This window comes from Paenibacillus aurantiacus (assembly GCF_042431225.1).
GTDB lineage: Bacteria > Bacillota > Bacilli > Paenibacillales > Paenibacillaceae > Paenibacillus_Z > Paenibacillus_Z aurantiacus.
Window position 1 is genome coordinate 1 of sequence record NZ_JBHMDO010000041.1, and the last position, 12,752, is coordinate 12,752.

A 12,752-nucleotide genomic window follows, 5' to 3' on the forward strand; every position below is an offset into this window, starting at 1 on the left:
TTTTTTAAAAAACGGGGGTATCCCAAGGTCATCTTTTGATGACTTTTGGGACACCCCCTTCTTGCCGTCTTGCGGCGATCGTTGAGACCGCGGACGACGAAGGGAGTCGTTGCGATCTCGGCAATAAAGCGGGAGCGATCCGGTCGATGAGAGCGGGCGGCTAGCGGCTACAGGGGCAGATCCCGCCGCGAGAACCGGTAGATGCCGAGCGCGAATGCCGCGATGCCGACGAGCAGGAGCACGCATCCGGCCAAGAGGGCGTCGCCGCCCGCGCCGCCCGCGATGTCGCCGGGCCGGTAGAGGGCGAACAGCGACAGGGAACGCAGCCAAGCCGTCCCCTCGCTCAGCTTGCCGAGCAGATCGAGCGTGAAGAGAGCGAACGCGATGAAGCCGGAGAGGCTAAGCGCGCGCTTCTCGTCGTCCGAGCAGCAGGAGATCAGGAAGGCGATGCCCCCGATCGCGAAGAACAGCAGCAGCGCCATCGCATTCATGGCGACGAAGCGCATGCCGTCGAACGCGGCAGTCTCGCCGAGGAACCATGCCGACCCGGCGAAGCCGGCCATCGTCGTCGTGCCGACGATCGCGACAAGCCCGGTCACGAGCACGGCGGCTTGGCTGAGCGCGAGCCGCCAGCGGGTGATCGGCGCGGAGAGCAGGCTTGCCATCGCGCCTTGGTCGACCAGCTTGGCGATCAGCTGGGTCGACAGCAGCACGGTGTAGACCGAGAGCAGCAGCACGAAGATAAGGCCGTAGTATTCGCCGGCGATGAACGACTGCGCGCTGCCGAACCCGCTCTCGAAGCCGAACGCCTGACTCAGCCCGGGCGGGAGCGCTTGAAGCAGCTCGTCGATTGACGCGCTATTGTCCGCGACGGCAGGGTAGAGCCAGAACATAAGCAGGATGTAGAATGCCGAGCCGATGCCGTAATTGACGATCGTTTTGCGATGAAGGTGCAGCATTCTCGCGTAGAGTGCAGTGCTCATGCGCGCGCCTCCCTATGATGGTAATAGTTCATGAAGATATCCTCCAGATTCTGCGCGAACACATCGACATTGCGAACCCGGTACGCCGACAGCTCCCGTACGAAATCGTCGTAGCTGCCCTGCACGGCGATGCGGACCGTATGCCCGCCGCGCAGCTCGCGATCGCCATGTCTGGCCGCGTAAGCGGCGGCTTCCGTCCCATCCGCGAACGTGACGTCGAACAGCTTGCGCTGCATGGACTGCAGCTCATGGATGTCGTTGACCGCGACGATGCGTCCGTCTTTGATGATCGCGGCGCGGTCGCACGTGCGCTCGATCTCGGCGAAGCTGTGCGAGGAGAGCAGGAACGTCGTTCCGCGGGCTTTCTCCTCCAGCACGAGATCGATGAAGATGCGCTGCATGAGCGGGTCCAGACCGGAGGTCGGCTCGTCGAGCACGATGAACGACGGACGATGCATGAAGGCGGCGACGATGCCGACCTTCTGCTTCATTCCTTTGGACATTTTGCGAATAGGCGTGCGCGCGTCGAATTGCAGCCGCATAATCAGCTCATCGCGTCTGGACGAGTCGGCCATCCCGCGCAGCTCGGCCATGAATCCGAGGAAGGATAGGCCGGTCATCCCTTCGGGGAAGGCGATCTCGCCGGGTAAGTATCCCGTGAACCGCTGCACCTGACCTTGCTGCTTCCAGCAGTCCAGTCCGTTCAACAGCACATGTCCCGAGTCCGGCTGCATAAAGCCCATCACATGACGAATCGTGGTCGATTTGCCCGCGCCGTTAGGCCCGAGAAACCCGAATACTTCCCCTTGCGGGATCGAGAACGTCACGTCGTGAAGTCCTCGTCCGTTCGAAAATCGTTTGGTCAGATGCTGAACGTTCAGCATGCGCAGCGCCTCCGATTAACGCGAAATTATGAAATATTGTATTGCGAATATTTCACGATTAGTTTACGCCTGCCCTGGTAGAGGTGTCAATGGAGTTATGAAATATTATTGTGGTATAATTTCATTATTAGGGCTAGCGGGAGGCACGAATGAACGGATTCGAACAAAGGGCGCAGAGAATCAAGGAAACAATTATGGACACGACGCTGCGGATGATGGGCGCATGGGAGCCGAAGCGGCTGCGCATCGCGGATATCGCGAAGGAGGCGGGCGTGTCGCAGGTGACGATCTACAATTATTTCGGCAGCAAGGAGCGGCTGCTTCGCGAGACGTTCAAGCGTTATATCGACCGTTCGATCGAGGAGTTCCGGGTACACATGGACGGCGGTTATTCGTTCAAAGAGACGATCGCGTTCATCATGTTCAACGAACAGCAGTCCTACATGACCAAGTCGCTAGACTTGATTCAAGAACTGATGGTCGACGACAAGGTGATGTTCGCTTACATCGAGGAGCAGTATGCCACTATCGTCATTCCGCTCTTCGGCGAATTGATCGAGCGCGGACGGGCGAGCGGCGAAGTGTCGGAGAAGGTGACGGTTCCGATCGTCATGGCCTATATCCGGATGTTCATGAGCCAGACGGGCGAGCTGCTGGAGATGGCGAAGCAGGGCGGCGATCCGGGCGCGTTCATCGAGGAGCTGACGCATCTGTTTTTCTACGGCATCTGCGGGAAGGCATAGGACAAGACGAGAAGCCGAGCGCGGTGTACAAAATAACGAAGACCCTCGGCTGCGGACAGTCCGAGGGTCTTCGCTATTTTGGAGGGATGCCAACGGGGAGGCGGATGCGAATGCGGCAGTCGTGCCGCTATGGAGCCAGCTTCTCGCTGTGCGGCGCCCATTGCCTGACGACGCGCTCGACCTCTTGTGCGAACACGGGCTTGCTGATGAAATCCTGCATGCCGGCCGCCAAGCACCGTTCGCGGTCCTCCTGCCGCGCATAGGCGGTGACGGCGACGATGACGGGACGATGGGCCTCGTCGAACATCCGATGGATCGTCTCGGTGGCCTCGAATCCGTTCATGACCGGCATTTGGAGGTCCATAAAGACGATATCGTATGGGGCGGCGGATACCATTCGGACCGCTTCGGCGCCGTTCTCCGCCGTATCCGGCTCGCAGCCGAGCTTGCGCAGCAGGGTTGCAAGCAGCATCCGGTTCACCGGCACGTCATCGACGACGAGCAGGCGAGGCGAACTGAAAGGCGGGGCCACGGGCATTGGCGCGGTCGAGGACGCCGGGAGACTCTGGTTATGCGCAAGCGCAGCCGTGGCCGCCGCTCGGAGCTCGTCGTCGTGCTCCTGCTGTCCGCCTGACAGCGCTGGCTCCAATCCAGCGCCGGCCTCAGGCGAAGGCAGACCGAAGGGCATCGTGAAGCTGAAGGCGGAGCCTTCCCGCTCTTTGCTGTTGACCGTAATCAGGCCGCCCATCAGCTCGACGAGCTTTTTGCAGATGGCCAATCCCAGTCCCGTCCCGCCGTATTTACGGTTGATGGCTGGATGAAGCTGGGTAAAGGATTGGAACAGCAGCTGCTGTTTGTCGGGCGGAATGCCGATGCCGGTGTCGGTCACCGTGAATTCGACATAAAGCCGATGCGGTTCCGCGGGCGCGTGCAGCGAGATGTCGACATGGACGGCGCCTTGTTCGGTGAACTTGATCGCGTTGCCGAGCAAATTGACGAGAATCTGCCGCAGTTTGCCTTCATCGCCGATGACCAGGGACGGGATGCGTTCGTCGAACCGCCAGTCGAGTCCGATGCCGCGTTCGGCCGCACGGGGGGCGAACAGCGAAGCGGCGCTCTCCACCACTTCGCGGATGGACAGCGGTTCATCGAGCAGCTCCATTTTGCCGGCTTCGATTTTGCTGAAATCGAGAATTTCATTGATGATGCGCATGAGCGCGTCGCTGCTTTGCCGGATCATGTCCGCATAGCTGCGCTGTTCCTCGTCGAGCGCGGTATCCGCCAGCAGCTCGGTCATCCCGATGATCCCGTTCATCGGCGTGCGGATCTCGTGACTCATGACGGCAAGGAATTCCGACTTGGCCTGGTCGGCGCGTTCGGCCGATTCTTTGGCACTTAGAATCTCGTGCTCGCTCGTCTTGTCCCGGAAGACGACGACGGCGCCTTTGACCTCGCCTCGATCTGTCATCGGGGTGACCTGGTATTCGACGAGAAAGCTCGAGCCGTCTTTGCGCCACATGACGGATTCCTTGTTGTGGTACGTGCGGCCGCCTTGGATGACCCGGAAAATAGCGTCCTCCCCGCCAAGAAGCCGCGGCGCGTTCGCGAACGGCTCGTGCAGAATGTCGCGGTACGGCTTGCCGATGAGCTCCGAAGGCTCGAAGCCGAGCATCGCCGCGCCGGCGGGGTTGAAGAACATCGTGTTACCGTCGGTGTCGAGGCCGAAAATCCCCTCGGATACGGCATTCAGGATGAGCGTATAACCGATGCTCAGCTTCTCGATCTGTTCGATGTACCGCTGGCGCTCCGTAATATCGGTCGTGATGCCGAATACGCCGACGACCTCGGAGTCGACCACGATCGGGATGTTGGTGGAATTAATCTCCACCAGATGCCCGTCTTTGTGGATGATGGTCAAATCGTAGCTTTGCGGCACTCCTTGTTTGGCGAGATTGAAATGGTGCAGCGTCTTGGCCAGATCTTTCTCCGCGACGATCGGTCCCCAGTACATGCCGATCAGCTCATCCAGCGTGTAGCCGGTCAGTTTCTCGAGATTCGGATTGGCCGTCAAGTAGTCGCCGTTCATATTCATCGAATAGACCGCGGCCGGGTTATGGTCGAACAGCGATTTGTACTTCTGTTCGCTCTCCTGCAGCAGCTTGTTGGCGCTAATGCGCTCCGTAATATCCCGGGACACGGCGATGATTTCGTCCACGTTGCCGCTGGCGTCGAACGTATAGCGGCTGGACGATTCCAGCCACACGTAATGCCCATCCTTATGCCGGTAGCGGAAAATAACGCGGCTGCCTTGCGTGTGCACGATTTCGGCCAGAAAGGCCCGCACATGCTCGAGGTCGTCCGGATGGACGCTGCCGATTGCGCTGTGGCCGATCATCTCCTCCGGCGTGTAGCCGAAGAAGGCTTGGCAGGCGGGGGAGGAGTACGTGATCGTGGCATGCTCGTCGGCTTTGTGCCGGGAAATCCAGTCCAGCGATACCTCCGCGACCAACCGGTGCTTGTATTCGCTCATGCGCAGCTCTTCTTCGCGCTGCATTTGTTCGGTCGTGTCGCATAGTTGGACCAAGTAGCGCGGACGATCCTGCGTGATGTCCTCGTCTAATATGGATGCATGAAGCACGGCCCACACGATGCGGCCGCTTCGGTGCAGATAGCGTTTATGTATCGTTTGCGGAGCATATGCATCCTGTTCGTCGTCGAGGGTATTCGTACCGCTCCCGAATAGGAGGAAGTGCGTCAAGGACGGATCTTCCGGGTGGGTCAGGCTGGCTTCGGCCATCGCGGCCAATTCGTCCTCGTTGTAGCCGAGCAGCCGGCAGAGCGCGGGATTGGCGCGCAGCCACCGTCCCTCCTCCGCGCTAAAAACACCGATGCCGAAAGGGGCCCGGTGATAAGCTTGCCGAAACCAAGCCTGTTCGTCGGGGTGACTCATGCGCTGGCAGCCTCCTTGGGCTTATGAAGGGAATAATGACCGAGAATTCTCGCTAAGTATACCTTATTTTGTACCCAAAGTGAGCGGTTTGAAAAAGCAATTTTGGGGAGTGCCGTCGGAAGCCGGAGGAGCACCGGCTTTCTTCCTTTCCGATGGCTGGGCTATAATGGGTAGAAAGCGTATTCATACGCGGCGGAGGGGGTATCCGGGTTGAAGCAAACGTACATTATGGCGATCGATCAGGGCACGACGAGCACGAGGGCAATTGTCTTCGACGAAGCGGGTGGCATCGTCGGGTCGGCGCAGCAGGAGATTCAGCAAATTTACCCGAATCCGGGCTGGGTCGAGCATAATGCCGGCGATATTTGGGTATCGGTGCTCAGCGTTATGGCGGGCGCGCTCACGAACGCGGGCGTCGGCCCGGAGGCGATCGAGGCGATCGGCATTACGAACCAGCGCGAGACGACAGTCGTTTGGGACCGGCATACGGGCAAGCCGATCATGAACGCGATCGTCTGGCAGTCGCGGCAGAGCAGCGAGATCTGCGAGGCGCTCAAGGTTGCTGGGCATGAAGCGTTGTTTCGGCGCAAAACGGGCCTCTTGATCGACCCGTATTTCTCCGGCACGAAGGTGAAGTGGATGCTCGATCAGGTGGAGGGCGCGCGCGAGCAGGCGGAGCGAGGCGATCTGCTGTTCGGCACGATCGACACGTGGCTCGTGTGGAAAATGACCGGGGGCGCCGTGCACATAACCGACTATTCGAACGCCTCGCGCACGCTGATGTATAACATTCACGACCTGTGCTGGGACGACGAGCTGCTGGCCGTGTTGGACATTCCGCGCGCGATGCTGCCGGAGGTTCGCGGGTCGTCCGAGGTGTACGGAAATATCGTCGATCATCATTTCTTCGGTCACAGCGTGCCGATCGCGGGCATCGCCGGCGATCAGCAGGCTGCGCTGTTCGGCCAGGCGTGCTTCGAGCGGGGCATGGTTAAGAATACGTACGGCACGGGATGCTTCATGCTGATGAACACGGGCGAGCAGGCGATCGACTCCAAGCACGGCCTGCTGACGACGATCGCCTGGGGCATCGGCGGGAAGGTGGAATACGCGCTGGAGGGCAGCGTGTTCGTCGCGGGCGCCGCGCTCCAATGGCTGCGCGACGGACTGCGAATGTTGAAGTCGGCCGGGGATAGCGAGATGTATGCGTCGCGCGTGACGTCCGCGGACGGCGTGTACGTCGTGCCGGCGTTCGTCGGCCTCGGTACGCCCTACTGGGACAGCGACGTACGCGGCGCGGTGTTCGGGCTGACGCGGGGCACGACGAAGGAGCATTTCGTACGGGCGACGCTGGAGGCGCTCGCGTACCAGAGCCGGGACGTGCTCGACGTGATGCAGGCGGACGCCGGCCTTGCGCTCGCGGGCGTGCGCGTCGACGGCGGCGCCGTGCGCAACGAGCTGCTCATGCAGTTCCAGAGCGACCTGCTCGGCGTCTCGGTCGAGCGGCCGGTCGTCGGCGAGACGACGGCGCTCGGGGCGGCGTATTTGGCCGGTCTCGCCGTGGGCTTCTGGCCGGACCGCCAGGCGATCGCGGACAACCGGCGCGTCGACCGGGTGTACGACCCGGCAATGCCGCGCGGGGAAGCCGAGGCACTGTACGCCGGCTGGCAGAAGGCGGTAAGGGCGGCGATGGCGTTTAAGTAGGCGCGTCATCGGCGGAGGAACGGGTTGGAGCTTTTTTGGTATATATAAGGAGAAGGTTGGAAGACGAACGAGGGCGATTCCGCGCGAAGCGGGCGACAATCCGACGAAAGGGGCGGTTCCGATGGGCATGTGGCATGCGGCAGACCGTGAGGAGACGCTGCGGCGGATGCAGGAGATCGAATACGATGTGCTAATTATCGGAGGCGGCATAACGGGGGCGGGCATCGCGCTCGACGCGCAAACCCGGGGGATGAAGACGGCGCTGGTGGAGATGCAGGATTTCGCGGCGGGGACGTCGAGCCGGTCGACGAAGCTCGTGCACGGCGGACTTCGCTATCTGAAGCAGCTGGAAGTGCGGATGGTAGCCGAAGTGGGCAAAGAGCGCGCCGTCGTGTTCGAGAACGGCCCGCACGTGACGACGCCGGAGCGGATGCTGCTGCCGATCTACAAAGGCGGCACATTCGGCAAAACCTCGACGTCGTTCGGGCTGCGCATGTACGACCGGCTGGCCGGCGTAAAACGCGCGGAGCGAAGAACGATGCTCAGCCGCGAAGAGACGCTCGGCAAGGAGCCGCTGCTGAAGCGAAACGGGCTGAAGGGCAGCGGCTCCTATGTGGAGTACCGGACGGACGACGCGCGGCTGACGATCGAGGTGCTCAAAAAAGCGGCCGAGGCCGGCGCGGACATCGTCAACTACGCGAAGGCGGCGAAGCTGCTCTACGAAGAAGGACGGTTGACCGGAATCGAAGCATCGGACCTGATCGGAGGCGGAACCTACACGCTGCGCGCCCGCAAAATCGTCAATGCGGCCGGGCCTTGGGTCGATACGCTGCGGGAGCTTGACGGATCTAAGCAGGGCAAGACGCTGCGGCTGACCAAAGGCGTGCATCTCGTCTTCGACGGTCAGCGGTTCCCGCTGCGGCAGGCGGTCTACTTCGATACGCCGGACGGCCGAATGTTGTTCGCGATTCCGCGCGACGGCAAGACGTACGTCGGCACGACGGACACCGATTACGAGGGCGACCCGGCACACCCGCGCATCAGCGCGGCCGATCGCGATTACGTGCTGAAGGCGTGCGCGTACATGTTTCCGGATTTGAAGCTGACCGCCTACGATATAGAATCCGGCTGGGCGGGCTTGCGTCCGCTCATCTACGAGGCGGGCAAATCCCCGTCGGAGGTATCGCGGCGGGACGAGATTTTCCGCTCTTCGTCGGGGCTGATCACCATCGCGGGCGGCAAGCTGACCGGTTATCGGAAAATGGCCGAGACGGTCACCGATCGAATCGCCAAGGAGTTAATCGCCGAAGGAGCGGGCGCGTTCCGACCGTGTATCACCCGGACGCTGCCGATCGCGGGCGGTGATATGGGCGGCTCGGCGGGCTTCCCGGCGCTGCTGGGCGATATGGCCGAGCTCGGCCTGCAGTCGGGCGTGGACCCGGGCGAGGCGATATGGCTGGCTCGCCGGTACGGGACGAACGCAGCCGCGATTATCGGAGCGATGCCGAGCGCCAAAGTGCAGGCGGCGCGTTACGGTATGCCGCCCATGCTGTACGCGTCGCTGCATTACGCGATCGAATTCGAGCGCGCCGCAAAGCCGGTGGATTTTCTCATTCGCCGTACGGGCGCCTTATTCTTCGACATCGCTTCGGTGCGTAAGCATAAAGGGGCGGTGATCCGTGTCATGGCGGATAAGCTGCGCTATACGCCGGAGCAGCGGCATGACTACGAGGAAGAGCTGGAGCGGGAGCTTGCGGCGGCGGTTCGTGCGGAGGAAGCGGTTAGCGTGAAGCGATAGGTGCGATCAGGGTAGTCTTGGCTTGGCAAGACATCGACTCGTGTATCCGGTTCTCGAATGAGAAAGGGCACCTCGATGCTGGCTCTCGTCGCATCCTGGAGTAGATCCAGTAGAAGATCCTGAGGGCCTGCTGTTCGCCTTCTAAATTGGTATGCGAGCGGGTGCAGATCATTGTGAGTGACGATCTGCTTAGCGGCCTTCGGGTGCATGTGCCATGGCTAATCGCCTGAATCGCATCGCGGCCAATGGACAATCGAATCGCTGTCAGGACCATGCCGCGCGAGGGCAATTTGCGCGGTTTTCCTCTTTTGCCCCCTTCCTGAACTTGCGTTATGATAAGGAGGAAAATAACGGAAGTAGGAAGGCGGGCGAAACATGGACTACGTGAAGCTGGGTTCAACGGGACTCGACGTATCGCGGATTTGCTTGGGCTGCATGAGCTACGGCGATCCGGGGCGGGGCGCGCATTCTTGGGTACTGAACGAGGAGCAGAGCCGTCCTTTCATCAAGCGAGCGCTGGAATACGGAATTAATTTTTTTGATACGGCCAATATCTACTCGGCGGGCGCGAGCGAAGAGGTCGTCGGGCGGGCGCTGAAGGATTTCGCCAAGCGCGATGAGGTCGTCATCGCGACCAAGGTGCACGGACGGATGCATCCAGGACCGAACGGAGCCGGCTTGTCGCGCAAAGCGATTCTGAGCGAGATCGACAACAGCCTGCGGCGGCTGGGCACGGACTACGTGGATCTGTACCAAATTCACCGGTGGGATCCGAACACGCCGATCGAGGAGACGATGGAGGCGCTGCATGACGTGGTCAAAGCGGGCAAGGCTCGTTACATCGGCGCGTCGTCCATGTATGCGTGGCAGTTCCAGAAGGCCTTATTTACGGCAGAGCGGCGGGGCTGGACGCGCTTCGTCTCGATGCAGAACTATTTGAACCTGCTCTATCGGGAGGAGGAGCGGGAGATGATTCCGCTGTGCATCGAGGAAGGCGTGTCGCTCATTCCGTGGAGCCCGCTGGCGCGCGGCCGGCTGACTCGGGAATGGGGCGAGGAGACGGCGCGTTCGCAGACCGACGAATTCGGCAAAACGCTGTACGCGAAGACGGCGGAAGCCGACCGCAAAGTCGTGGAGCGGGTCGCCGCGATCGCGGCGGCCCGCGAGGTGCCGCGCGCTCAGGTTGCGCTCGCTTGGGTGCTCCAGAAGCAGCCGGTGGCCGCGCCGATCGTCGGCGCGACGAAGGCGCATCATCTCGACGACGCGGTCGCGGCGCTGTCGCTTGCGCTCACCCCGGAGGAGATTGCCGCGCTCGAGGAACCGTACGTGCCGCATGAAGTATCCGGCGGGTTAAACGCGCGGATCTAGCAGGTTCTCCCTGCTCGAAGGGGAAGCCGGCAATGGGCAATGAACAGGGGAAGGTCTCGCGCGTGGCCAGCGTCGTGCGCGTCCGGTACGAGGCGAAATGCCGCGGTGTATGGAGCGTACATAGACGCGGGCAATAACGAGGCAGGCACGCACTCCGGTATGGGGATGAAAGCCGCCTCGTCATAGAGTTCTTAGACGCAGGCGTAACGAGGGTGGCAGGCATGCAAAGTTGGAGGCGTAGGGGATGCGGCTATCGGATTTTACGGAACGAAACACGATCTACGTCGGACTGGGCAATCGGCGCATTGAACGGGTAACCGGCGCGGACGGCGAACGATATGTGTTGAAGCCCGAAGGCGGCGACGGACGGGAGCGCGAGATTTACGAACGGATGCTGACCGCGTTCCCGCCGATCTATCCGAGTCTCGCCGCTTCCTGGACCGATGCGGAGGAGGACGTGACGTGGCTGATGTTCGAGGACTTGGGCGAGCTGACGCATCCATACGATCTTGTCCTCGCGGAGGAAGCTGTGCGACGCATGGCGTGGTGGCATTCGCTCCCGAATCGACCCATTGAACCGCTGCCGATACGGGGCCAGAAGCCGCTCATCCCGGAGATGGCCGCCGTTGTGGAAGCGGGGCAGGCGCTTCTCAAGGCATTCCTGCTGGAGCGCGGTCTAGGTGAAGCCGAGATCGACGATGCGCTTCGGATCGCAGCCGGCTGGCGGGTGCTGGATGCGACGCTCGTCTTCTCGCACGGCGATCTGCACGTGGGGAATTACGCGCGCGCTCGCGGCGGACTGTACGTCCTGGACTGGGAGCATGCGCATTGGAATTACCGCGTGTGGGACTTGTATCATCTGATCGATCTGTCGCATCCGCTGTATCCCCGTCCGTCCGGCTTGAACTGGCGGGAGACGCTGCTGGATGCGTATGCGGATGAAGCGATCAGGCTGGGCCAAGCGCTCGACGCTTCGGCGCTTCGGGCAGACTATTACGCGGCGGCGGTCGTGTTCTCCCTGTGGATGCTGCGGCTGATTCGGCAGGACTTGGCGAGCGGCGGCGGACCTTGGGAGAGACCGAAGCTGCTCGCGCAGCAGGACGAGACGCTGGCGGCTTTGGCGGCGAACGTGGCGGCGGCGAGAGCGGCTGGTCTATAGGGTTGAGGGAACGTTACGAGAGAGTGGCTGGCATGCAAGACGAGGTAACGTTTCGCGGACAAAGCGAGAAGAAGGTGCCGGACATGAGGTCCAGCGCCTTCTTCCGCATCATACCTACGTGCCAACAGGGCAAAGACATGAAGGAGTGGAGAAGTCATGCAGTATCGGAAACTAGGGGCTAGCGGTCTGAAAGTATCGGCGCTTGGACTGGGCACGAACGCCTTCGGCGGCCGCGCCGACGAGAAGGCATCGGCCGCGGTCCTTCATCAGGCGCTGGATATGGGGATCAACTTTATCGATACGGCCAACATCTACGCGGGGACGGAGTCGGAGCGGATTATCGGGATCGCGCTGCAAGGCCGCCGAGACGAAGCGGTGCTCGCGACGAAGGCGGGCTTGCCGCGCGGCGAAGGCGCGAATGAACGCGGCTCGTCGCGATATCATATCCAGCGGGAGCTGGAGGCGAGCTTGAGACGGCTGCGGACGGATTACGTGGACGTGTACCAGATCCACACGTTCGATCCGGACACGCCGCTCGAGGAGACGCTGCGCGCGCTCGACGATATGGTGCGCGCCGGCAAAGTGCGCTACATCGGCGCTTCGAACTACGCCGCTTGGGAGCTCATGAAGGCGCTCGGCATCAGCGATCGGCTGGGCTTGAACCGGTACGTCTCCACGCAGACGAGCTATTCGCTGGCCGACCGCACGCCGGAGAACGAGCTGGTGCCGCTCTGTCTGGATCAAGGCGTGGGCATCATCCCGTATTTCCCGTTGGCGGGCGGCATCTTGACCGGCAAATACGTCTCGGCGGACGCCGTGCCGGCCGGATCGCGGGTGGATACGAATCCGCACTTCGCCAAATTCTTGAGCGAGGACCGGATCGCCCTTGGACGCGAAGTTAGCGCGCTGGCCGCGGAGCTCGGCACGACGCCGGGGGTGCTGTCGCTCGCATGGCTCATGCGCCGGCCGGCCGTCGCGTCGGTCATCGTGGGCGCCACGAAGGCGGAGCAGCTCGCCGAGAACGGCGCGAGCGCTGCGCTTGAACTGGACGAAGCGTCACTGGCCGCGTTGGACAAGCTGAGCGATGCCTACCGGCATAAGGAGCCGTTCGCGGTGTACCGGCTGTCGTAACCGTAAGCGTCTTCGCCTGATATACGAACCCA

9 protein-coding genes are annotated in these 12,752 nt (G+C 61.7%); 6 read left to right on the forward strand and 3 right to left on the reverse strand.

The window, feature by feature from the left end; translation table 11 throughout:
- Positions 1-167: 167 nt before the first annotated feature.
- Together ACFFSY_RS25050 and ACFFSY_RS25055 are read right to left on the reverse strand one after the other, a co-directional pair.
- Positions 168-983 carry an ABC transporter permease subunit gene (locus ACFFSY_RS25050; RefSeq protein WP_377499287.1) on the reverse strand — a complete coding sequence of 272 codons (816 nt, stop codon included), beginning with the start codon at positions 981-983 and terminating at the stop codon, positions 168-170.
- Entirely contained in the window at positions 980-1,867 is an 888-nt protein-coding gene (locus ACFFSY_RS25055) for an ABC transporter ATP-binding protein (protein WP_377499289.1), read from the reverse strand. The genes ACFFSY_RS25050 and ACFFSY_RS25055 overlap by 4 nt, the downstream gene beginning before the upstream one ends.
- A gap of 149 nt (positions 1,868-2,016) precedes the next feature.
- Between ACFFSY_RS25055 and ACFFSY_RS25060 the strand changes: the two genes are divergently transcribed.
- Complete coding sequence (locus tag ACFFSY_RS25060; protein ID WP_377499291.1) at positions 2,017-2,610, forward strand: TetR/AcrR family transcriptional regulator; 594 nt, start codon at positions 2,017-2,019, stop codon at positions 2,608-2,610.
- 127 nt (positions 2,611-2,737) lie between these two features.
- Here the strand turns inward: ACFFSY_RS25060 and ACFFSY_RS25065 are convergent, their stop codons facing one another.
- Positions 2,738-5,560: a PAS domain S-box protein gene (locus tag ACFFSY_RS25065; RefSeq protein WP_377499293.1), complete on the reverse strand. Its 2,823-nt coding sequence runs from the start codon at positions 5,558-5,560 to the stop codon at positions 2,738-2,740.
- A gap of 228 nt (positions 5,561-5,788) precedes the next feature.
- On the opposite strand from ACFFSY_RS25065, the gene glpK reads away from it, so the two are divergent.
- From glpK to ACFFSY_RS25090, 5 genes are all read left to right on the forward strand, one after another.
- Positions 5,789-7,264 (forward strand): glycerol kinase GlpK, encoded by a 1,476-nt coding sequence (glpK, locus tag ACFFSY_RS25070; protein WP_377499507.1) that lies wholly within the window; start codon positions 5,789-5,791, stop codon positions 7,262-7,264.
- Positions 7,265-7,391: 127 nt separating this feature from the next.
- The gene (locus ACFFSY_RS25075) at positions 7,392-9,062 is read left to right on the forward strand and encodes a glycerol-3-phosphate dehydrogenase/oxidase (RefSeq protein WP_377499509.1); all 1,671 of its coding nucleotides are present in this window, start codon (positions 7,392-7,394) and stop codon (positions 9,060-9,062) included.
- 375 nt (positions 9,063-9,437) lie between these two features.
- Positions 9,438-10,430 carry an aldo/keto reductase gene (locus tag ACFFSY_RS25080; protein WP_377499295.1) on the forward strand — a complete coding sequence of 331 codons (993 nt, stop codon included), beginning with the start codon at positions 9,438-9,440 and terminating at the stop codon, positions 10,428-10,430.
- 244 nt (positions 10,431-10,674) lie between these two features.
- Positions 10,675-11,589, forward strand: a complete 915-nt coding sequence (locus ACFFSY_RS25085) for a phosphotransferase (protein ID WP_377499297.1) — start codon at positions 10,675-10,677, stop codon at positions 11,587-11,589.
- A 156-nt stretch (positions 11,590-11,745) separates the two neighbouring features.
- Positions 11,746-12,720, forward strand: coding sequence for an aldo/keto reductase (locus tag ACFFSY_RS25090; protein ID WP_377499299.1), 975 nt, complete (start codon positions 11,746-11,748; stop codon positions 12,718-12,720).
- The last annotated feature ends 32 nt before the right edge of the window (positions 12,721-12,752 follow it).

Excerpts from the sequence above, each read along its gene's own strand:
- glpK (WP_377499507.1), top strand. The coding sequence starts at position 5,789 with ATGGCGATCGATCAGGGCACGACGAGCACGAGGGCAATTGTCTTCGAC.
- ACFFSY_RS25080 (WP_377499295.1), top strand. The coding sequence starts at position 9,438 with ATGGACTACGTGAAGCTGGGTTCAACGGGACTCGACGTATCGCGGATT.
- ACFFSY_RS25085 (WP_377499297.1), top strand. The coding sequence starts at position 10,675 with ATGCGGCTATCGGATTTTACGGAACGAAACACGATCTACGTCGGACTG.
- ACFFSY_RS25060 (WP_377499291.1), top strand. The coding sequence starts at position 2,017 with ATGAACGGATTCGAACAAAGGGCGCAGAGAATCAAGGAAACAATTATG.
- ACFFSY_RS25065 (WP_377499293.1), bottom strand. The coding sequence starts at position 5,560 with ATGAGTCACCCCGACGAACAGGCTTGGTTTCGGCAAGCTTATCACCGG.
- ACFFSY_RS25090 (WP_377499299.1), top strand. The coding sequence starts at position 11,746 with ATGCAGTATCGGAAACTAGGGGCTAGCGGTCTGAAAGTATCGGCGCTT.
- ACFFSY_RS25050 (WP_377499287.1), bottom strand. The coding sequence starts at position 983 with ATGAGCACTGCACTCTACGCGAGAATGCTGCACCTTCATCGCAAAACG.
- ACFFSY_RS25075 (WP_377499509.1), top strand. The coding sequence starts at position 7,392 with ATGTGGCATGCGGCAGACCGTGAGGAGACGCTGCGGCGGATGCAGGAG.
- ACFFSY_RS25055 (WP_377499289.1), bottom strand. The coding sequence starts at position 1,867 with ATGCTGAACGTTCAGCATCTGACCAAACGATTTTCGAACGGACGAGGA.